17 protein-coding genes and 1 pseudogene are annotated in these 20,362 nt (G+C 63.9%); 4 read left to right on the plus strand and 14 right to left on the minus strand.

Annotated elements, in window-relative coordinates; genetic code table 11:
* Positions 1-198: 198 nt before the first annotated feature.
* Positions 199-954, plus strand: a pseudogene (locus NKJ93_RS33050) (IS5 family transposase).
* Here NKJ93_RS33050 and NKJ93_RS33055 read toward each other — a convergent pair.
* The 3 genes from NKJ93_RS33055 to NKJ93_RS33065 form a co-directional block, all read right to left on the minus strand.
* Positions 942-1,940 (minus strand): NAD(P)H-dependent flavin oxidoreductase, encoded by a 999-nt coding sequence (locus NKJ93_RS33055; RefSeq protein ID WP_036246111.1) that lies wholly within the window; start codon positions 1,938-1,940, stop codon positions 942-944. The pseudogene NKJ93_RS33050 and the gene NKJ93_RS33055 sit on opposite strands and share 13 nt — an antisense overlap.
* A 397-nt stretch (positions 1,941-2,337) precedes the next feature.
* Positions 2,338-4,515 (minus strand): relaxase/mobilization nuclease domain-containing protein, encoded by a 2,178-nt coding sequence (locus NKJ93_RS33060; RefSeq protein ID WP_352593560.1) that lies wholly within the window; start codon positions 4,513-4,515, stop codon positions 2,338-2,340.
* A gap of 59 nt (positions 4,516-4,574) precedes the next feature.
* Complete coding sequence (locus NKJ93_RS33065) at positions 4,575-4,982, minus strand: hypothetical protein (protein ID WP_023723225.1); 408 nt, start codon at positions 4,980-4,982, stop codon at positions 4,575-4,577.
* Between the two features lie 475 nt (positions 4,983-5,457).
* Between NKJ93_RS33065 and NKJ93_RS33070 the strand changes: the two genes are divergently transcribed.
* Positions 5,458-6,138, plus strand: coding sequence for a nucleotide-binding protein (locus NKJ93_RS33070; RefSeq protein ID WP_352468592.1), 681 nt, complete (start codon positions 5,458-5,460; stop codon positions 6,136-6,138).
* Complete coding sequence (locus NKJ93_RS33075) at positions 6,135-6,542, plus strand: hypothetical protein (RefSeq protein ID WP_352468574.1); 408 nt, start codon at positions 6,135-6,137, stop codon at positions 6,540-6,542. The genes NKJ93_RS33070 and NKJ93_RS33075 overlap by 4 nt, the downstream gene beginning before the upstream one ends.
* A 119-nt stretch (positions 6,543-6,661) precedes the next feature.
* Here NKJ93_RS33075 and NKJ93_RS33080 read toward each other — a convergent pair whose 3' ends face one another.
* The 8 genes from NKJ93_RS33080 to NKJ93_RS33115 form a co-directional block, all read right to left on the minus strand.
* Entirely contained in the window at positions 6,662-7,003 is a 342-nt protein-coding gene (locus NKJ93_RS33080) for a hypothetical protein (RefSeq protein ID WP_352468575.1), read from the minus strand.
* A 58-nt stretch (positions 7,004-7,061) separates the two neighbouring features.
* Complete coding sequence (locus NKJ93_RS33085; RefSeq protein WP_006205585.1) at positions 7,062-7,385, minus strand: DUF736 domain-containing protein; 324 nt, start codon at positions 7,383-7,385, stop codon at positions 7,062-7,064.
* A gap of 708 nt (positions 7,386-8,093) precedes the next feature.
* On the minus strand, positions 8,094-8,627 hold the full coding sequence (locus NKJ93_RS33090; RefSeq protein WP_023723229.1) for a TIR domain-containing protein: 534 nt from the start codon (positions 8,625-8,627) through the stop codon (positions 8,094-8,096).
* A gap of 290 nt (positions 8,628-8,917) precedes the next feature.
* Positions 8,918-9,340 carry a hypothetical protein gene (locus NKJ93_RS33095; protein WP_031195560.1) on the minus strand — a complete coding sequence of 141 codons (423 nt, stop codon included), beginning with the start codon at positions 9,338-9,340 and terminating at the stop codon, positions 8,918-8,920.
* Positions 9,327-9,587, minus strand: coding sequence for a type II toxin-antitoxin system prevent-host-death family antitoxin (locus NKJ93_RS33100; protein ID WP_352468578.1), 261 nt, complete (start codon positions 9,585-9,587; stop codon positions 9,327-9,329). Before NKJ93_RS33100 ends, NKJ93_RS33095 begins: the two co-directional genes overlap by 14 nt.
* 62 nt (positions 9,588-9,649) lie before the next feature.
* Positions 9,650-10,591, minus strand: a complete 942-nt coding sequence (locus NKJ93_RS33105; protein ID WP_352468579.1) for a DUF2493 domain-containing protein — start codon at positions 10,589-10,591, stop codon at positions 9,650-9,652.
* A gap of 348 nt (positions 10,592-10,939) precedes the next feature.
* Entirely contained in the window at positions 10,940-11,977 is a 1,038-nt protein-coding gene (locus NKJ93_RS33110) for a DUF7146 domain-containing protein (protein ID WP_352468580.1), read from the minus strand.
* 12 nt (positions 11,978-11,989) lie between these two features.
* Complete coding sequence (locus tag NKJ93_RS33115) at positions 11,990-16,609, minus strand: strawberry notch-like NTP hydrolase domain-containing protein (RefSeq protein WP_352549791.1); 4,620 nt, start codon at positions 16,607-16,609, stop codon at positions 11,990-11,992.
* Positions 16,610-16,791: 182 nt separating this feature from the next.
* Between NKJ93_RS33115 and NKJ93_RS33120 the strand changes: the two genes are divergently transcribed.
* On the plus strand, positions 16,792-17,982 hold the full coding sequence (locus NKJ93_RS33120; RefSeq protein WP_352468582.1) for a DUF1173 domain-containing protein: 1,191 nt from the start codon (positions 16,792-16,794) through the stop codon (positions 17,980-17,982).
* Between the two features lie 570 nt (positions 17,983-18,552).
* Here the strand turns inward: NKJ93_RS33120 and NKJ93_RS33125 are convergent.
* The 3 genes from NKJ93_RS33125 to NKJ93_RS33135 all read right to left on the minus strand — a co-directional run bounded on the left by NKJ93_RS33125 (position 18,553) and on the right by NKJ93_RS33135 (position 19,677).
* The gene (locus tag NKJ93_RS33125; RefSeq protein WP_352468583.1) at positions 18,553-19,041 is read right to left on the minus strand and encodes a hypothetical protein; all 489 of its coding nucleotides are present in this window, start codon (positions 19,039-19,041) and stop codon (positions 18,553-18,555) included.
* A gap of 133 nt (positions 19,042-19,174) precedes the next feature.
* Entirely contained in the window at positions 19,175-19,327 is a 153-nt protein-coding gene (locus NKJ93_RS33130) for a hypothetical protein (RefSeq protein ID WP_352468584.1), read from the minus strand.
* Entirely contained in the window at positions 19,324-19,677 is a 354-nt protein-coding gene (locus tag NKJ93_RS33135; protein WP_352468585.1) for a DUF1419 domain-containing protein, read from the minus strand. The genes NKJ93_RS33130 and NKJ93_RS33135 overlap by 4 nt, the downstream gene beginning before the upstream one ends.
* Between the last annotated feature and the right edge of the window lie 685 nt (positions 19,678-20,362).

Below are 20,362 nucleotides of genomic sequence, written 5' to 3' on the forward strand. Positions count from 1 at the left end.
CAGCGCAAGATCGTTCATGGTGGGTGTGGTCTCCGGGAAATGGTTCGGATCGGCTTAAGCAACCAAATCCTACGTCATTTCAACGGCTTGCGCCACATCCACCAACCCCCATGAATTTTTCAGGCTAGGATCCGGACCCATAAAGGGATTCCACTGACGGTGGTTTTATGAGTCACGGTCTCCAAAGGGAGGCCACAAATGAATCGCGATTATTTCTGGCTGACGGAGGAGCAGGTTTCGCGGCCGCAGGCGCTGCTGCCAACCGACACGCGCGGCAAGCCAAGAGTCGATGACCGCCGAGCGATTAGCGGCATCGTCCATGTCCTCAAGTCCGGCGGCCGCTGGGTCGATGCCCCGCAAGTCTACGGGCCGAGAAAGACGCTCTACAATAGCTTTGTCCGATGGGCTGCCAAAGGCGTTTGGGTCGACATCTTCCACGCCCTGGCCTCGGCTGGCGGTCCTCCGGCTGAGGTCCTGATCGACTCTTCGGCCGTGAAGGCGCATCGCTGCGCTTCTGGCGGCAAAGGGGGGAGCAAAATCAGGCGATCGGCCGGTCGCGCGGTGGGCGAACCACGAAGATCCACGCCCTGACCGATGGCCTGTGCCGCCCGATCGCTTTCCTCTTGACCGGTGGCCAGGTCGCCGATTGCAGCGCCGGAGATTTGCTTCTGGAGCAGATGCCCAAGAGCCCGATCCTGCACGCCGACAAGGGCTATGATACCAATGCCATTCGCCACAGGTCTAGGCTAAAGGGGCGATGCCGAACATTCCGCCGAAGCCAACCGGCGCTGGAAGAACTGCTTCTCCCCGTTCCTCTACCGTGATCGCAACGCCATCGAGCGCATGTTCGGACGGCTCAAGGATTTCCGCCGCATCGCCACCAGATACGATCGATCGGCCACGAACTTCCTCGCTGCCGTCTGCCTAGCCGCTACGGTCAGTTACTGGCTGTGACAGTTGTCCTCGACAAACAGAAGCGAACTTGCGCCCTGAAGCAGGGTGATCGCTTCAGAAACGGTGCGAAGGAGTATGTCACTCGCCGGCTCGATGTCGTGGATGAGGCCGGCGGCCTCACCAATCATGATCGCGGCTATTGTGGGATCGCCGCTTGCCCACGCTTCCCGGTAGGCAGCGGACTGCGCGTCAATGTCGGCGAGGAGATGGGCCTCATTGCCGTGCCAGGCTTCCGTAAAAGCATTCTTCCGAACGCGCAGTGAAAACCGCGATGGCCAATCCAGGCGGCGCGCTAGGTCCATCACCGAGGTTCGAACCGTGTCGTCTCCGGTCGCGGCAAGGGCAGCCTGGTGCAGATTTGGATGAACGAGAGCCTCCAACGAGGCCCAGAAACGTGATCCCATCACGACGCCATCAGCGCCAAGCATCAGCGCCGCTGCAAGCCCACGACCATCGGCGATGCCACCGGCCGCGCAGATGAGCGTGTCCGGCGCCCGTCGCCGTACCAAGTTCGCGACCTCCGGAACAAATGTGAATGTCGCTCGCTTCTCACCGTGACCGCCGGCTTCCGCGCCTTGGGCGACGACAATGTCGGCTCCGGCATCAAGAGCGCGGCGCGCGTCGTCGAGGCTCTGGACCTGGCAGATCAAGGGGACCCCGGCGGCCCGTATCGCCGGCGAAAAAGGCGCCGGGTCGCCAAAGGATAGGAAAATCGCACTTGGTCGCCGCTCCAAGGCCTTATCGAGCAGGCGCGGGTTCCTGGCGAGTGACCAAGTTATGAAGCCGCAGCCGACAGGTCGGTTGCCAGATCGCTCGAACTCTCGCGTCAGCCAATCAGCGTCGCCATAGCCGCCGCCGATAAGACCAAGCCCTCCGGCTGAACTGACCGCACCTGCGAGTTCCCCGCCCGATGCGAATGCCATCGGCGCGCTGATGATCGGATGCTGCAGTTTAAGCCGATCAGTGAGACGGGTTACGATGCGCATCATCACTCCAACAGATTGCCTTGAGTATCGCAGGTTCGGTTGATCCTATCGAGCCCCGCTCAGCGCCCCGCGATTAACGGCAACCAGAGCCGCCAGCGCAGTCGACCGACGGTTATGAGTCCGGACCCTAACCCATCAGCAAACTTACGACCGGGCTTCGAGCCCGTCACCGATCGATCCAATGGCGCTGCGGTTACCTGGACGGACCTGAAAACCAGCCTGTCACAGCCTTAGCTTCGGTCCATCCTGCAATGCGGCACAAAGCAGATTTCAAGATCATGCGCGGCGTGAGATCTGCGTGGCCATCATCCTGAATCTCGTAGGCGCCAAATGGGCCTCGCACATGAGGTCACTAACACTCTCGGTCTCTTTAGCCGCAGGCGGCAGTGAGCTCGGCTCAGCGCTCGTAATCGTTATCATTTGAGCGCTGGGTCTTGCGGTCCTGCTCTTCCGACTGCCGTGCCTTCTGTTTGTTGGCGTCCTTCTGCTTGGCTGCCACCTTCTCCTGCTCGGTGCCGGTGCGCGGCTGCTCCGGCTCGCGGGGATCGTCTCGAGTTGGAAGGTCTCGCCCTCGCGGCTCGCGCTCGGGGATCGGCTCGCCACCGCCACCACCACGACGCTGCTGCTGCCGCTCGAATTGTAGCCGCGCGAGACGGTCGTGCATCTTGTCGTTCACCTCTTCACGATACTGTTCGAACTGTCCTTGATGGGCCGGCGGCAGCGTCTCGCGCATGTTGTCCAGAGCCTGATTGACGCGGGCCATCTGACGCCGCATTTCCAAGGGGGTTTGCGCCATGTTCAAATCTCCTAGCAGTGCATTCAATTCTCTCATACCGGGATGGGACAGGAAAGACTTTTGCCCCGATTGATCAGCTCCGCGACCCGCGGCAGGACCTGGCTGCCCCTCCCCTGTCCGGTCGCGACGGAACTGCAGAAAATTGTTGCCGATCGACTCCGCTGCCGTGAGAGCCTGACCGACTACGCCCGCGGCCCGCATCGTCGTCACAGTCTTTTGCCATGCGGCAGCGATAGCATCGCCGTTCACGACAAGGGATTGCCCATCCAAACGGCGTTGCCGCTTGGCCTCCACCCGCTCGATCGTCCTGGCGCTGACCTGGTAGCGCGGATCGCTCTGGGCGCGGCTGTAGGCTCCGGCATGCTCCTTCGTGAACGGACGCGTCATCGCATGGTCCATGCGCCGCGTCGCCACCATCGCAATGCCGTTCTCGCGTGCCTTTTCAGCAAAGGCCTCGCGCCAGGCCACCAGATCTGGCTTGTTGAATTTGAGGCGCTCGCCGTCGGCAGAGCGTGCCTGCACCATCGCATGGATATGGACGTGCTTGGTGTCCTTGTGATGCGCCAGGACGAACTTGTATCCTGGCGCTCGCTCCTCGAGCACGGCGCGCGCCGCAGCCATGACGGCGTTGGCATCGGTGCCGGCTCTTGCCGAGAAAAGCAGGTGATAGGCATTGCGCCGCTCACGCCCCGAAAACTGCGGGCGCCATTGTTCATAGATCGAAGCCGCCGCCTTGGTGGAGCTTTTCACAGCAGGCACAGGCTCGCCATTTGCGTGGCGGATGTGGCTGTGGGTGCGGATGAACTTCTGCAGGAAATATTTCGCTTTGGGTTCACGGCTCACGGCCGCCGTTACCTCTGCCTTGGCGACCACCCCCGCCTCGCCCATGGCTTCAGACAGGCGCGCTTCGATCTTGTCGAGCGCCTTGCTGCGCGAATTTTTTTCCCGACCGCCGGCGAGCACCTTGGCAAGCGGTCCGGCCCGCTCATCGGTATGCGCGTAAACCTCCACCGTCTGTCCATCCTGCGCATAGATGAACGGTTTTGCCCCGAAGGCCTTGCTCAGCGCCTCGCTCAAGGCGGCATCGGTGACCTCGCTAGCGAGATCGAAGCGAACCTCGATAAAATTGGTGTTTTCCAAGGGCGGTTCGAACGTCTCGCAAAACGATTCCAGGAACGCCTTTCTTGCGGCACCTGTCGCAAGCACCTGCCCGTCCTCGTCGAAAATCTCGATGTCGTGTTTCTCGCCTTTTTCGTCCTCGCGCTTCCCGATGTAATTGAGCAGCCGGGCGGCAGCTTCCTTGGTCGATGGCGGATTGGGCATGACCTTGAACACGGCAGGCTGCGCGCCCGCCGCATAGCCTGCCCGTGCCGCCACGGCCCGCGCCTGATAGCCCGTCCGCGCCGCTCGTGCCGTACCGCTCGGACGAACAGCACCACGACCACCGCCGCCGCGCCGCTTCCAGTCTTCCTCCTCCTCTTCCGGCCGGAAACCGGCGAGCGTGACGCCATAGATCATGATCGGCGCGCTAGCGGCCTTGGGCGAACTCGCAGCAGCAGTGGACTTCGGTGCCCTGCTGGACATGGAGCTCCCCGCCGCCCCCAATCCTCCCGGCGACGAACAATGGGCGCTCCTGCCGCCACCTGCCGTCGAGCCGCCTCCTTGCCCGAGGCGTCCGCCGCCACCGGTCCGCTCATAACTCTTCATCACCTGGAATTCACCGGCCGCGCGTCGGATGCCCGTCACGGACTTGTCGTCGTCGAGCTCCTCACGCTTCACGCCGGACTCGCCCCGCAGATAGCGTTCGATTTCGGCCGCGTAGCCAGCAAGACGACCGCTCATGGCCTGGCCTCCCTCGCCTTGCGTGACCCGCCAGTCATCGCCTTCAGTTCCTCGCGAAACTGCCGCACCAGGTTGCCCACGGCGACCAGCGCCTGTTCAAGATCCTCATCGTGGGCAACACGGCCGTCGTTCATGGCGCGCACGGCCTGATTGAAATTGATGCCAACGCGCCGCAGCTGATCGGTCATGTCCACGATCGCCGGCCGCAACGCCTCTGATGCGATAGGCAGATGCCCGACCTCTGCCCGCACCAGACGCCGGACGACCTCGCTGACGGTAACGCCGTCTCGCTCCGCAATGGCTTTAAGGTTGGCCAGCTCGTCAGCCGAAAACCGGATGTGCGTCACCTCGCCGTAGCGTCGTGACGCGTTCTGTACCGCTGCTTTCTGGGCGCCTGCATCCATCTCTCAAGCCCGCTTGCGGGCGCTAAGGCCCGACAGGGCCGCGCCGCCTATTTTGTGTGTATCACAAAATAGGCTATCCTGCCAGAGGAGATGGAAAAGGACAAAGCCGACGTTCCTTTCTCACCAGCCCAGTTGTCAACCGCAGCGGGCCGGTCGCGATGTGTTTCCATCGTGACTTGATGTAGTGTGTCTATGATGCGTTGAGGACTTGTTTCCATGTTAACATGGAAACATCCGCCCTCTGATGCGTAGTCGGAAATGCGCAGTCGATGGGCCACCGGACCTATTCCTTCGCTGCAGATAGCAGCTGCGCAAAAACCGCACCGTGAACGAGCCCTTATTGGTGCGCGCCTGGGTTGCCAAACCAGTCTTCCCCGTTGACTATGTCACCATGTCTCGACCGTGATATTGTTCCATGTTGACTTGTTTCCATGTTAACATGGAAACAAGGAGACAACGCCGGAAGGAGGCCCCCATGATCATATCCGCTGCGATCCCCAAGGGCGGCACTGGCAAATCGACGATGCTGCGCGCCCTCGCATCCGTCGCGCTGCATCGGGGCTATTCGGTCACCCTTATCGACGGCGATCGGCGGCAGAACATGAATCGCTGGTTCCAGATGCTGGGCGACGCTGGCAATTGTCCTGACACGCTCCAGATAGTGAGCGCGATGACCCCGCAGGAAATCCTCCGCGCGGCAGCCACTCACAACGGTGAACGCTCGGTCGTCTTGATCGATACGGAAGGCACCACAAACGATAACCTCATGGCCGGGCTCTTCGCCGCCGATATTGTCGTCGTGCCGGTCTATTTTGCCCTCGACGATGTGACCGCCGCCATCCAGATCACCGACCACTACATCCCACTGGCGGTCGAGAGCCGGGGGAGACCGTTGCCAGCGATATTCGTGCTGACCAAGCAGACCATCATCGATGGCAGGGCGCGAGCTCTGACCGAACTGCGCGCCATCATCCAGGCCAACGGCACGCCCATTGCAGAACACGTCCTGCACAATCGCGTTGCCTACCGCGACCTTCAGACCGGGCAGACCCTTTACAGCCCCGAGCTGCCTGACGCGAAGGCGGTTGCCGAGAGCGAAGGGGTCTTTGACGACCTTCTGCAAACCTTCATCGAAGCCACAAGGAACGCGGCATGAGTGAAGAAACCGCGCCGAAACCCGGTGACGACAAGAAAGCCCGCATGATGAAGGCCATCTCCACGCAGCCGCCAGCGCTGCCGAGCCTGTTCATCCCACCAAAGGTCGAGACGTCAGGGACCAGGCAGCAAGCTACGCCACAGATGCAGGAACCGACAAAGCCGTCCCCGGCAGCCGGGCCCGATTTTCGCAAGCTGCTGCGGCAGGGTCAGAAAAAGGACCCCATCGCCGGAAAGAAGATTCGCGAGGAGGAGATGATCCGCTGCGGTTACTACCTGACGGCTGCGGAGCAGCGGCAGTTCAAGTTGCTGGCGATCAGCAACGGGCACAGCATGACCGAACTGCTGCGAAAGGCTGTGCAGGATTATATCCGCATTCATAAGCACAAACTGCCGAAGGAATAATCAGCGGTCGGGAGTCGCTATCGCATGCCGCGACGGGTGATGTTCGTGGCTCTTTTGCGACGCGCAAAAAAAGGGCCCGCGACGGAGCACTCCGTCGGGGGCCCTTGAGACGTGTTTGCCTACTTGGGTTGGTTGAGGTGTTTCAGCACCTCGCCGAGGATTGCGTCTCGCACCGGACGCCCGCTGGCTGCCGCTTTGTCGTCGACCAGCTTTGCGGTCAGTTTGGGCGACAGCGGCATGAAGTCGTAGCCGTGTGAGATGGCTGCATGGCGAAGATCCTCAAGCGCTTCGGACGCGTGATCGCGGGTGCCAAGCCAGAGCGCGGACTCGTCGGTCACTTCGTGGGGGAACGCTTGCAGGAAGTAGGTGCGAAGCGGTGGGTCGTAACCGATGACAGCGTCTGGATCCGAGCGGACTTTTCCGGTGACGGTGCCAGTGACAGTGATGGTGTAGCGGCTCATTGCAACCTCCTTTTGCCGGTGGGGAAGCCGGCCCCTCGAGGGGCCGGCCACCAATGCCTCACTGGGGGTTGTTCCAGAGGATGACCTTCTTGTTTTCCTCGCCACCCGGGGCGGGAGCGAGATTGCCGAAGATGACGCCGATCTCGGGGGCCTCCAGCTTGACCGAGAGGTATTCCTCGCCCGAACGCTGGGAGATGCGGTGCCAGCCGGCTCCGATCTCGAAGCCCGTGCGCTTGTTGACGATCCGGTAGTCGGGGGCGTCCTCGCGCGACTTGTTGGTGTTCGGGATGAGGGTGATCGGGGCATTGACCCGGAGCGTGGCGAAGACGCCTTCCATCGAGCCGTCGGCCTTGGTGGTGAGGTTTGCGATCGTGGTGGCCATGGTAGTTCTCCTTCGGTTGCATCGGGACCATTCCCGATGGCGCCAAAGGAGAGGGCCGTCCTGCTGCGGTCATCTCGGCGAAAATTCTGGAAAATTCTATTTGCCCAAAAATAGCGGGCAGGCCCTTCGCCTGCCCGCAGACAAAAAACAGAAATCGAATTTTCCTGAATATTCGCCGAGTGTACCCCCAACGGGGGTTGACCGCACAAAGCAGGCGGTCGTCTACAAAGGCGACATGAAACGGGAATGGCCCCGGATGCGGCAGATGGACAAGACCTCAGGCCGCCATCGCTTGACCGCCGACGCAATGCTGCCGGATCGCAGGAACAGGCTGCAGCCTCTCGGGTCATGTCGCCTGCGTCGTCAATGCCTCAAACAGCAGCATGGCGCGTGAACCGCCTAGCGCGTTCGGTATGGCGTCACAGCGGTTTCGAGATCGGAGCCGACTGGCAGCGAACTTCACGCCCTCTGGGCGATGCCTCGCAGCCAGGTTGGATGACCAAGCAAGCCAGGATGTTCGGCACACTTTCACCCGCTTCAGATGCGAGACGGGTCAAGATGAACCATCCGTACAACGCCCCGCGGCTCTGCGCGTGGACCGGTTTCGAAAGGGGCCGGCTCCGTCCGCTCATACAAGTGGTTAGGCGGCGAGGAGCCGGATCACATATCGGATTGAACCCGCAGGGCCTGTCGGCAGGACCGCATCCATCATCCTGGCAACGTTAGACGCTCATCCGGCGTCATGCGGGCTTCGGCTTGGCGGCGAATGTCCGGATCAGCATGGCGGAGCATCGCGCACCAGTCTTCCACATTGTACGTGGTCGCCATCCGGCCCCTGGCCAGATCGTAAATGACGCACGGCTTGTTCGCGATGGCGAGCCGAAGCACGTTGACGGCCGTGCCCGGTGATGCGCCGTCCCAGACCATCATCCCAAAGTCGGCGCGCCGCACCATCTCCCGGTCCTTGGCGGCGTGGAACCAGTGCTCGTGAGCTCCTTCAGGAGAAGGAACATGGTAGGCGGCCCAGTCGCCCAGATTGTTGCGGGGTTCCTTGCCGGCATGGAAGACCCCGACGTGCTCGTACTTGTAGCCGGCGAGCAGGCCCTGCGCCTCGGCATCGGCTCCAGGCGCGTCGCCAACCAGCACGCCGTGCTCGGCAGCAACGATTGCGCCGATGCGAGCGATGGCAGGTTCCGGCAGCTCGAATATGTCGCGTGATCCACCTATGAATATCATCGACATGGTGACTTTCCCTTCTCTCCCGCGTCCCCCGCCCCGCGCCGGCCGCCCTCTCCCCTGGCCCTGCGCGAGGGATCGTCACCCGAAGGCCGAGACGGCAAAGCTGGCTCGGGAAGCGGCGGGACGCCGCGACGAGAGCCCGGCCGGCCGCAGGCCGGCGCGCCCGGATCCTGCAGCTGCCGGAGGCGCTACGCGCATCTGGCTAGTTGCGCTTCGCGCTTGGAGCTAGTGGTCTTTGTCGGCCAGCCAGAGGCTCACGTCCTGGATCGAGCGCATGGCCGCGAAAGAGAACGTCAATCCAGACGGCTGACGCGGCGGCCCTCGCTGCGCCCTTCGATAAAGGCGCCTGCGATTTTCATCATGAATGCCTTGCTGAAACGACCGAGGGGCTTACCGTCGGCTTCGATGTACCAGGAGCGTTCGGCAATATCGTAGTTGTATTCGTCAACCACGATCCAGCAGCGTTTGAGATCGGTCAGACCGGCGCGGCGGCACTCGATAGTGGAGATTTCCAAACCGACCCGATCGCTGGTTGGTGGCTGGGTGGTTATCGCCAGGAGCGCGAGATGGGTCAGGCCATCTCTTGCGCCGCGGACAGCGATGACCACGCAGGTGGGCCGGCTCTTGCGGTCTTCCGTTTCGCCGCGCTCGTGTTGCCATGCCCAAAGATACGGGTAGGAGATCACCTGACCAGGCAGGAATCTACCGCTCCTCATCGTATCCTTCCCCGCGCGCCAATCGGTCGATCTCGGCGGCGAAGAGTTCCGTGTGTTCCTCCGGCATCTCGGAGACACGGTATGCGCGGCGGGGATCGCCGCCGATGCGCATCCGTTCGTAGTGCTCGTAACTCATCAGCACGAACCGGGGTTTCCGGTGCTTGGTAAGAATAACGGGTTCGCGGCTGGCAACGTCGGTGACGTCGCCAACCTGCTTGTTGAGATCCCCCGTCGTGAACTGGCGCATGGCTGGACTCCTTATCGATCTCCATATTATCTGGATTTTCTAGATTTGCAAGAAAACGGCGCTCACGCGCCGTCCTCCGCGAACCGCCACACGGGGATGCCGAGCCGACGCGCCTTGTCGGCAAGGTTCTCGGTGATGCCGGAGCCGGGAAAGACGATCAGGCCGTAGGGCACCACCGAGAGAAGCTGGTCGTTGCGGCGGAACGGAGCCGCCTTGGCGTGCCGGGTCCAGTCCGGCTTGAAGGCGATCTGGGTGACCTTGCGGTTCTCGGCCCAGCAGGCGGCGATGCGTTCGGCGCCACGCGGGCTGCCGCCGTGGAGCAGGACCATGTCGGGATGCTTCTCGCGGGCCTTGTCGAGCGCGTTCCAGATCCGGTCGTGATCGTTGCAGTCGAGACCACCGGCGAAGGCAATCTTGGTGCCGGCAGGAACGAGCACCTCGGTTTCGGCGTGGCGGCGGGCGGCGAGGAAGTCTCTGGAGTCGATCACCGAAGCGGTCATCGCCTGGTGGGAGACCTTGGAGCCGGTGCGCGGCCGCCATGCCGATCCGGTTTGTGCCTCGTAGAGGTCGGCAGCCTCATCGCGCATGATTTCCAGCACGTTGCGGCGCTCGATGTAGGTGATGCCCTCGGCGGTGAGCCGTTCCAGCTCGACCGACTTCACCTCGGAACCGTCCTGTTCCTGCTGGCTCAAGCGCTGGGCCTCCTCGTTGCGGTCGAGGCTGCGGGCGACGCGCTCGGCGGCACGGTGGAAGACGTTTGCGAACGACCAGAGCAGGTCGTCGAGATCGGGTTCGAGCCTGGTGTCGCCGAGCATGCCGGCCAAGGTCTCGACGATCCCGGCGAGGCCAGTCCGGATCACCTCGTCGTCGGGAAGTGGCCGAGGATCAGGTTCGTCCTGATGCGGACGGTGGCCGTACATCTGCAGTTCGAGGATGACGCGGTCGGTCGGCGAGGAGGCGTGGTAGGGCTCGTAGGCGTCGTCGAGAGGAAGCTCGTAGGTCACGGCGTGTCTCCGTCGGTTGTGGCCGCGCCCATCGCGGCCTGACAGCGCATCCCGGCCCCCGCCCCCCCCCCCCCGCCCCCCCAGCCCGGCCCCCGAGCCCCCCCCCCCACCACCCCCCCCCCCGCGCCCCCCCCCCCCCCCCCCCCCCCCCCCCCCCCCCACCCCGGCGGCGCCCCCCCCGCCGGCGGGCGCCCACGGGGCGCACGGCGCCGCCGTTGCGGCCGTGACCGGGGCGTGGCAGGGGTCGCCTCTCGGGCAGGCCGCGGGCGCGGCCTCTCTGGTGGAGCGCCGCCATGTCTGCAGGCTGTCCGGCGACGCCGCGCCGGCCCGCGTGCCGGCCCGACCCATTCATCCGGGCGGCAGGAAGAGACGGGCATCCTCCGGGACGAGCTGGTCACTGAGCCATGCCGCGAGATGGGCCGGGCCGAGATGACGCAGGTCGTCGTTGAAATCGCCGAGCTGCGGCCGCAACACCAGGGCGAGGATCCCGGCTTCGCCGGCTCGCTGGCTGAGACGCTCGATGCCGTGCCGGCCGGCGGCATCGGCATCGGCCGCGATGTAGAGGCGACGGCAGCCAGGCGGCAAGGTCAGGCCGGCGAGGTGATTGGCCGAAGTGGCGGCGGCAACCGGCAGCGCCGGCATCACCGTCCGGAGCGACGCCATCGTCTCGAACCCCTCGCCGGCGGCCATGACGGGCGCACCGGGCTGGTGGCCGAGCCATATGGCGTTGCCAAGAAGATGCCCGAGCGAGCGGCGGGGATCGGCGAGCTGCGCCTTGCCGTTGCCCGAAGCATCGAGCCAGGTGCGTTGCAGGCCTGTGGTCTGCCCGTTGAGGTTGGTGACAGCGGCAATCAGCGCAGGAAGCGTCCGCGTCTCGCCCGTTACGAGATCTCTGTAGTAACAGCCGGGATGGAAGCGCAGGGCACGCTCACGTGGGGAGAGCAGAATGCCGCGGCCGGCAAGATAGCGTTCGGCCAACGTGCCGGCGATCGGCTGGGACATGCCGAACAGGCGACGCGCGGCGTCGGGAGAGCCGCGTTTCGCGGCTAGCTGGCGCCGCGCGTCAGGAGCTTGGGGCGGTGGCAGCGGCATGGAGAGGAAGCGACGTGCTTCATCCGCGACCTCGCGGAAGTCGACCAGACCACAGCTCTGCTCGATGACGTCAAGCAGGTCGCCATATTCTCCCGATGACTCGTCGACCCATTTTCCGGCTGCCTTGCCGCCAACCGCCTTGAGCCGCACATGCATGGAACGGCCGCGTGTGTTGCGGACATCGCCGACCATCCAGTAATTGCCCGAGCGATGGCCCTTGGAGAGATATTCGCGGCACACCGCCTCGGCATGATCGCCAAGGCGGCGTGCCAGCTCGGAGGCCGAGGCGGTCATGATCGCCTCCCCTCAAGCCGCCGAGGTACGGTCGGTGACGCCAACCAGCGTGTGGCGATCGAAGAGGGAGGCGAGGATGGAGGACCCTTCCTCGGTCGTCGGGATGAACAGCCGGAGCTTCCAGGAGATGATCTCGGCGATCAGTCCCAGCGCCTTCAGCCGGGGAACCATGGCATCGATGAAGCCGATCAATTCGACACGGTAGTCGTTCATGACGCGGCTGCGGCGCAGAATCAGGCCATCGGCGAGTTGCAGTCCGATCCGTCCGTCGACAAGCCCGGTCCAGGCATCTTCCGGCGCGAGCTTGGGTACATCGTCGAACCCCAGATTGCGCAACATGGTCGCGAAAAGAGTCGGCGCGATGTGACGACCGATGATGCGTTCGCCGGCATCGGTCTGGATCCGGTAGACCTGACAATCATGATCCGGCAGCCGACGCCAGATCGGCAACAGCAGACCCGTCACGATGTGAAAGGTGCTGGTGGTGAACTCCGGGACGGCGGTGACTTCTGCCTGCCACAGCTCGCAGAACAGTTTTCGGTCGGCGGGCTGCCAGTGGGTCTCGGCAAGGGCGTCGAGACCGAAGCGCAGTTCGTCCGTCGGCCGCAGCAGGCGCACTCGGTGTTCGACGGTTCCGTCGTCGAGCATCAGGCTCGCCGTGGGAACCCGGATCGCCGTGCGGTTCGATCGCGTGTTCACCAACAGAACCGCTTGCGGTTCCGCCCGGACGATGGCCAGCGCGTCGACGAGGCTGAGCGGCCGTGTACGGTCCTTGCGCGCGACGGTCAGCACATGCGACTGCGCGCCCGAGACCGGGTGCGAGTAGACGGTGCGGCGATCGGTGACGACGATGCTCTCCGCCGTGATCGTCTCCAGACCTTTGTCATAGGAGCCGGCAGCGATCGCGCCCTCGACCTTCGCCGCCATCAACTGCTCGAACACCTCGAACAGCAGGTTCTGGGTTTCGATGCGCAGCGCCAGCAGGCGATTGAGCCAGGTCGTGATCGGCGGCAGTTCGTCGCGCAGCCCGCCCTCGTCAGTCGTCAGCGACAGGCCGGTCACGGTCTCGAAGGTCGTGAGCGAGCAGCCCTCGATCCTGCCCTGATGCAGCAGCATGTAGAATTGGCGAAGTGCGGCCCGCGCGTAGGGGCTTTCGAGATTGTCCTCGGCACGGAACAGCCCTGCCCCGCCGGTCTGGCGCTGGCCGCGCGTGATCGCGCCCAGCGTGTCAAGCCGCCTGGCGATCGTCGACAGGAAGCGTTTGCCGGCCTTCACATTGGCGGCCATGGGCCGGAACAGCGGCGGTTGCTTCTGATTTGTGCGGTGGGTCCGCCCGAGACCCTGGATGGCGTTGTCCGCGCGCCAGCCGGCCTCGAGCAGATAGTGCTTGCGCAGCCTCTGGTTCCTGACCCCGAGATCGGCGTGATACGAACGGCCGGTACCGCCGGCGTCCGAAAAGATCAGCACGCGCTTCTCGTCATCCATAAAGCTCTGGGTCTCGGCGAGATTGGCCGAGCCAGGGCGATTCTCGACGGCAAGCCGGTCGATGCCGTCGCGGCCGGTCTTCTTCACGATGCGGCGGGACCGGCCGGTCACCTCGGCGACGGTGTCGGCGCCAAAGTGATGGATGATCTGATCGAGCGCGCTACCGACCGGCGGCAGCGATGCGAGTTTTTCGATCATCTCGTCGCGCCGGCGAACAGCCTCCCGGCATTGAACCGGGTTGCCATCTTCGTCGTGGACAGGCCGCGAACAGACATAGCCTTCGGCGTCCGAATATTCCTCGAACAACTGGGTGGGGAAGGAGTGCATCAAGTACCCGCCGACATACTCGCGCGGCGTGACGTCGACATGCAGGTCCGACCATTCCTCGGTCGGGATCTCGGCAAGGCGTCGTTCCATCAGCGCTTCGCCCGTCGAGACAATCTGCACGACTGCCGAATGGCCATCGGCAAGATCCTGTCCGATCGCGCCGATCAGGGTCGGCGTCATCGTCGAGGTAATCAAATGCGAGAAAAAACGTTGCTTGGTGCTCTCGAACGCCGAGCGCGCCGCCGCCTTGGCGTTGCGGTTCAGCGTGCCGGACTCACTGGTGATGTTGGTCGCCTCGAGTGCGGCGGTCAGGTTGTTGTGGATGACCTGGAAGGCGTCCGCATAGCCGTTGTAGATGCGAATCTGCTCGTCGGTCAGCTCATGCTCGAGCAAGTCGTATTCGACACCGTCATAGGAGAGCGAACGCGCCGTATAGAGGCCAAGCGACTTGAGATCGCGGGCGAGCACTTCCATCGCCGCGACACCGCCGTCCTCGATTGCTGCCACGAACTCGGCTCGGTTGGCGAATGGAAAATCCTCGCTGCCCCAGATGCCGAGACGCTGCGCATAGGCGAGGTTCTCGACGGCGGTCGCACCGGTCGCGGAAACGTAGACGACGCGCGCGTCGGGAAGGGCGTGCTGCAGCCGCAGCCCCGCCCTGCCCTGCTGCGAGGGCGCGACGTCGCCACGCTCGCTTTTGCCGCCAGCGGCATTGGCCATGGCGTGCGCCTCGTCAAAGATGATGACGCCATCGAAAGATTTTTTGGCCCCCGACTGGTTTTCTCCAATCCCTGTCTGGCTTTCTTTAATCCCCGTCGGGCCTTCGTTCCTTCCCGCCGAGTTTTCTCTGTTCCCCGTCGGGCATTCGTCCCTCCTCGCCGGCTTCTCTCCAGTCCCCGCCGGGCCTTCGGCCCTCGCCTCTTGTCCAACCCAGTCGAGGATCTGGGCTATCCGGGATTTCTTGCCTCCCCGTTCCTGCGAGCGGAGCGTGGCGTAGGTCGTGAACAGGATGCCCTCGGCAAGGCGGATCGGCGTGCCCTGCCGATAGCGCGACAGTGGCTGGACGAGGAGTTTTTCCTGGCCAAGTGCCGCCCAATCGCGCTGAGCGTCCTCAAGCAATTTGTCCGACTTGGAAATCCAGATTGCACGGCGGCGGCCCTGCAGCCAATTGTCGAGGATGATGCCGGCGACTTGCCGTCCCTTGCCGCAGCCGGTTCCATCGCCCAAAAACCATCCACGGCGAAAGCGGACAGCGTTCGCAGCACCTTCTGGCGCGGCCGAGACGACATCGCAGGTTTCGTCGACCGTCCAGGTCCCGGCGAGATAGCCGCAATGGGCTTCGCCGGCGTAGATGACGCTTTCGAGCTGGGCGTCCGACAGCAGGCCCTCGTCGATGATCTCATCAGGAAGAAGCGGGCGATAGGAAGGTTTTGGCGGCGCCACGGCGGCCATTGCGGCCGACTGCACGAGCGGCGTCGGATGCGGTTTTGCGCGGGGAATGTCGATCGACTGGAGCGCGTAGGGTTCGTAGATCGTGTCGGTGAGCCGGCCGCCCTCCTCCGGCATCCAGTCGCGTAGCTCATAGGCGAGGGGGACCGCCGGCGTGCTGTTTGCCTTGACCTGGCGGGCGGGTTTCGCCTGCGCAATCGGGCGGAACGGTTGGATGGCCTTCGGAGCAGCCGTTGAGACAGCGAGGGGTGCGGCTCTCGCCCCCGATCGGGCACCCATGTGCGCTGCTGCCTTCCTCAGGATCCCGTGCGACAGAGCGCCGATCGAATCCGGAAAGCCGCCCGGTGTCCGGGGCGGCAGATCCGTGATCCAGGAGAGCAACGTTTCGACATCTGCGGCCTTGCCGGGCGACCGGATGAAGCCGGTCGGGTCGGTGGCCGGTACCTTGTCGATAATTGTCAGGCGGGTCTCAGTGGTGGTGCCATGGCGGGCATAGACACGGCCGTCGATCGCTGCGGTGAAGACAATGGTGCCCTGCTGCTGCAACCGTTCGAAGGCCGGCCGCCATTTGGGGCTTTCCGAAGACAGCCCGGTGCCGGTGATGGCGACCAGGCGCCCGCCCGGACGCAGGCGTGCGAATGCGGAGGAGAGGTGCCGCCATGCCGCATCGGCGACATGGCCGTCGACATAGGCGCCGACGGTGAAGGGCGGATTCATCAAGACGACGGACGGCTTGATCGCAGGTTCGAGATGATCGTCGATATGGGCAGCGTCGTGCCGAGAGACGGGCATGCGCGCAAACAGCAGGCCGAGGAGATCGGCCCGCGTCGCGGCAAGCTCGTTGAGGGCGATCGAGGCGCGCGCCATCTCGGCATGGACGGCGAGCAGACCGGTGCCGGCCGAGGGTTCGAGAACGAGGTCGCAAGATGCGATCGCCGCGGCGTGCGCTGTCACGAAGGCAAGCGGCAAGGGCGTCGACAGCTGCTGCATGGCCTGGCTCTCGTCGGACCGTCGCGTATGGGTGGGAAGAAGGTCGGCGATGCGCTTGATCATCGCCAGCGTTGCCTGGGGCGTGGTGGACCGGGACAGGATCGCAGGGCCGAACCGGCGCAAGAACAGCACCTGGGCGACTTCGAGCGCCTCATAGGCGTCCTTCCAGACCCAGAACCCTTGCGCATCGCTGCCGCCAAAACCTGTCGTCATGGCGGTGCGCAGTGCGGCGGTGGTGACAGGCTTGCCCTGCTCGAGGAAAGGCAGAAGCCGCATTGCCGCTTGATAGATTGCCTGGGCGTTGTTGATGGAGGCCGGCGTCGGCGCGTCGAGGGGAGCGGCAGTCCGCGCAACGGCAGGTGTGGTCGAAACGATGTTCATGGAGATGTCCTTCGCGAGAGGGGAGGCGCCCGCGCCGGCACTCTCTCCGCGCCAGCCGGGCCGCGCTTCTCCCCGCTCCCCTCTGCCTCTGGCGCCGATCCAACAAACGGGTTGCGCTCTGCGCAAACCCATGACTTGATGCGCGCACAGGGATGCGGCGGCGACCTGGAGCTGCGGAGGTGATGCGACGGTTCAGAATTGGCAGTGAGGTCTACGAGGAGGCAGCGCCTGACCTGCAGGCGGCGCTGGCGAACGCCTATGCCCGCACCGAGCGTCCGCTATGCCTGTGCCGCGAGCCGGGCTGCCCGATGTACATCGCCCGCATCGGCGACCTTCACCTGATCAAGCGCATGCCGCTGAGCGGCGGCGGGCATGATCCATCCTGTGATTCATATGAATCGCCTTACGAGCTGTCCGGCCTGGGCGCCTTGATGGGCAGCGCGATACAGCTCGATCCGCAAAGCGGCTTGGCGGCTTTGAAACTCGATTTCAGCCTGTCGAAGACGGGGAGCCGGGCAGCGTCCGCGCCTGCTGGCCAGAGCTCCGCCAGTGTAGCCGCCGACCCCAGGAGGATGTCGCTGCGTGGCCTCCTCCATTATCTGTGGCACGAGGCCGAATTGACGGTCTGGACATCCCGATGGGCTGGCAAGCGACATTGGTGGAATGTCCGCTGGCATCTGCTCGAGGCTGCCGGGCAAATGACGGTGAGGGGCGGGCCGCTCGCGGATATCCTGTTCGTGCCCGAGCCATTTCGCGCCGAGAACAAGGAAGCGATCGAGCAGCGTCGCAATGCGGTTCTTGCACCTGCGCTCCCGCCGAAATCCGGCCCACGAAAGCTGCTGGTCCTGGTCGGCGAGGTGAAAGAGATTGTTCCTGCCCGCTCCGGTCAGAAACTCGTCATCAGGCACCTGCCCGGTTTTCCCTTCATCATCGACGATGCATTACATCGGCGTTTGCCGGTACGTTTCGAGAAAGAATTGTCGCTGTGGGGAGCAGATTCCAGCTCACATCTGATAGTGATCGCGACCTTCGGATTGAACCCGGCCGGTCTCGCCATTGTCGAGGAGGTCGCGTTGATGGTGGTGTCCGAGAACTGGATTCCTTACGAGACGGTTCCGGAGAAGCGGCTGGTCGACGCGCTCGCCCGCCTTCGCGAGAAGAGCGTGAAGGGATTGCGCTACGACCTGCAAACCGACCAGCCGATCGCCAACGCTTTGCTCCAGAACAGGCAGCAGCCGATCGCGCTCTTTGTCGTCCCCGCCGGTGCGGACGAAACATTCGAGGCTTCGTTGCAGGATATGGTCGCGAACCGGCCGGAGATGGGTGCGTGGACCTGGCGGGTCGGTGACGGGGAGATGCCGGCCCTTCCATAGGCTGGGAACGACATCTCAGATTTCCATCAATGCCGTGAATCGATTGGCGGCCATCGATTCAGACATGCGTTGGACAAGGATCCCCGTTGTCTTGGACCATGACGGTATGGTGAGGGGTGACCAGCGATCGTCTTTTTCGGTGACCATGCTGTGGGTTTGCGAAGATCCGCGGCGTAAGCACAGTGGGCGCCTGATCGTTGTCAGCGTTGAACTCGGCATGCCATTCGAGCTGTCCGAACCCCGCGTTGCATCGGCGAGCGAGACGCTGGAGAGTTGGCTTTCGCATCGGCGTCCGTCCAGGGCGGCACCGCGGTCGATGGTTGCGTTGGGTGGACGATAGGCCTTGGCCAGCGTAGATGTGACCCGATCCCGCAACGGACCGATTCCCATCCGAAGGTGGTGCAATAAATGAAGCGGCAGAGCCGACCCTTCATCGTCGAGGTGAAGAAGAAGCGTGGCGAATCCGCGCGGCAGCGTTCGATCTAGGGAAATCTCGATCTCGCTGCGATCGACGCGGAAACGGCGCGGGAGCTGACGAAGATCAAGTCGGATGTTAGCTGTTATGGCGAGTCATCCGGCGGGTCGCGGCGTTCTTCGATAATCGCCCTGGCCTTCTCGACTGCCGCGATCGCCTTCGGCAGCCAGCGCTCGAACTCTACTTTGGAAAGGCCCATCGGCTGGGATGGTTCTGGATCGCGGAGGTTGGGACGGTCGGGCACGGCTGAGGACGAAGACCTCGTCCGTGTTGGCCTCGAACAGCATTAGGATGCGGTCGCCGATGGCGACACATTCGTTGATCCAGCGACGATCGGAATCGCGGTACCTTGTAGTTCGATCGGGCGGCACATAGACAATCGTGAAGTGTGACAGCGTCTCGCCCGTCGGCGCCGCATAGAAGTGCTCTTCCACCTCGATGACGACCCCGCCGGTGCTGTAGGAGGTGGCGACCGTGTCGCCGGGACGTACGAGATCGGCGACCGTTAGCGCTCCTGGGGGCGTGCGCCGGTATTGGCGGCGATCTGGGGCACCGGGGCTTGCGGTGTAGGTCGAGTACGCCATAGGTGTCCTTGCCGGCCCCTGGCGGGTGTTTACGGGGGGTCCGCATCGTTGTCTCCTCCCCTCCTGGCGCCTCGTGCGCGAGTTGCCGGCAAGCGGCTGTCGATCTCGTCGTCCGACAGGTCTTCGAGCAGTTTCAGGATCGTTCGTGGCCACCGTTGTTGACGAGAACGACGCGTTTGCCACGGTGGTCCGCGGGCCAGGTGTGGGGATTGATCTCGCCGGCGATCCCCCTGAAGTCGGGATGCGTCGCGTTCCAGATCGCCTCGAGCTTTTCCGCGCGGGTCATGCTGTCGCTCGCGCCGGTCTCGTGGGCGATGATTGCGGCGCGCATCTTGTATCCGGGGATTGCCGATCCGTGAGGTCGCAAAAGCCATGAAAACAGCGTTCGCGGCCCCGGATCCGGATCGCGAAGAATACGCTGGTCACGTTGCCGGCCTTGAACTCCGACATGCCGAACATGCCGGTGCGCTTGAAGAGCGGCGGCAGCAAATCGAGCATGAAATGGTATTCTGACGCGGTGATCTGGAACCACTCGCCTGAATAGGGAGTGCCGGAAAGCAGATCGATGCCGGGAGTATCTTTGTGTCGGCTGAACAGTTGGAACATCTGCTCGCGGGTGGCGACGCCGTCGAGCACCTTCCTGAAGGGTGGATGTGCGGTCATGGGGTTCTCCTGAACGCGGGTCGGCCGCGCGCGGCATGAACCGCGTCGTCGCAAGTGCTTGGTGATGTTGTGGCTGTCGACTGGCCGAGCCTGCGGCCAGCGTGTGCACCGGCGATGATGGGGTTTGCAGGGTTCAGGCGGCGCGTCGTTCGGAGGAAGGCGAAGCGTCTCGACCAACCCCGGTGATGGCACGGACGGCGGCGGCGAGCGCCGGGATATCGTCGAGCATGCCGAGCGCGACGAAGTGGTTGGCCCCGCCGGTATAGTCCTTGCGGTCCTTGCAGGTGCGGATCAGGATGCCGGACCTGAGGACAAACCGAACTGGCCGACCTGGATGTAGGCGCGGTGATGGTGCAGGGTAATTTCACCGGAAACGGCTATGCCCGCCTTGTTCGAGCGCAGGTCGAAGCTTCCTGCGGCAGGGCAAGTTCGTTAGCGAGTTTCTTCAGCCGTGAACGGGCTGTCGTGTGAAAACGTCTCTTCTGCTGCTCGTCATAGGAGCAGCTTCTGTTCCAGTCGAACATGTCGATCTCCATGAAATGGAACAGGCCCGGGGGGGGGGGGGGGGGGGGCGGGGGGGGGGGGGGGGGGGGGGGGGTGGGGGGGGGGGGGGGGGGGGGGGGGGGGGGGGGGGGGGGGGGGGGGGGGGGGGGGGGGG

Origin of the sequence: Mesorhizobium sp. M0028 (assembly GCF_040323855.1) — a bacterium.
Lineage (GTDB): Bacteria > Pseudomonadota > Alphaproteobacteria > Rhizobiales > Rhizobiaceae > Mesorhizobium.

What these genes read in the sequence shown, in the direction of transcription:
- NKJ93_RS33055 (WP_036246111.1), bottom strand. Translation starts at nt 1,940, where the DNA reads ATGCGCATCGTAACCCGTCTCACTGATCGGCTTAAACTGCAGCATCCG.
- NKJ93_RS33110 (WP_352468580.1), bottom strand. Translation starts at nt 11,977, where the DNA reads ATGACCGCCTCGGCCTCCGAGCTGGCACGCCGCCTTGGCGATCATGCC.
- NKJ93_RS33095 (WP_031195560.1), bottom strand. Translation starts at nt 9,340, where the DNA reads ATGAGGAGCGGTAGATTCCTGCCTGGTCAGGTGATCTCCTACCCGTAT.
- NKJ93_RS33120 (WP_352468582.1), top strand. Translation starts at nt 16,792, where the DNA reads ATGCGACGGTTCAGAATTGGCAGTGAGGTCTACGAGGAGGCAGCGCCT.
- NKJ93_RS33125 (WP_352468583.1), bottom strand. Translation starts at nt 19,041, where the DNA reads ATGGCGTACTCGACCTACACCGCAAGCCCCGGTGCCCCAGATCGCCGC.
- NKJ93_RS33065 (WP_023723225.1), bottom strand. Translation starts at nt 4,982, where the DNA reads ATGGATGCAGGCGCCCAGAAAGCAGCGGTACAGAACGCGTCACGACGC.
- NKJ93_RS33130 (WP_352468584.1), bottom strand. Translation starts at nt 19,327, where the DNA reads ATGACCCGCGCGGAAAAGCTCGAGGCGATCTGGAACGCGACGCATCCC.
- NKJ93_RS33080 (WP_352468575.1), bottom strand. Translation starts at nt 7,003, where the DNA reads ATGAGCCGCTACACCATCACTGTCACTGGCACCGTCACCGGAAAAGTC.
- NKJ93_RS33070 (WP_352468592.1), top strand. Translation starts at nt 5,458, where the DNA reads ATGATCATATCCGCTGCGATCCCCAAGGGCGGCACTGGCAAATCGACG.
- NKJ93_RS33115 (WP_352549791.1), bottom strand. Translation starts at nt 16,609, where the DNA reads ATGAACATCGTTTCGACCACACCTGCCGTTGCGCGGACTGCCGCTCCC.
- NKJ93_RS33075 (WP_352468574.1), top strand. Translation starts at nt 6,135, where the DNA reads ATGAGTGAAGAAACCGCGCCGAAACCCGGTGACGACAAGAAAGCCCGC.
- NKJ93_RS33100 (WP_352468578.1), bottom strand. Translation starts at nt 9,587, where the DNA reads ATGCGCCAGTTCACGACGGGGGATCTCAACAAGCAGGTTGGCGACGTC.
- NKJ93_RS33085 (WP_006205585.1), bottom strand. Translation starts at nt 7,385, where the DNA reads ATGGCCACCACGATCGCAAACCTCACCACCAAGGCCGACGGCTCGATG.
- NKJ93_RS33090 (WP_023723229.1), bottom strand. Translation starts at nt 8,627, where the DNA reads ATGTCGATGATATTCATAGGTGGATCACGCGACATATTCGAGCTGCCG.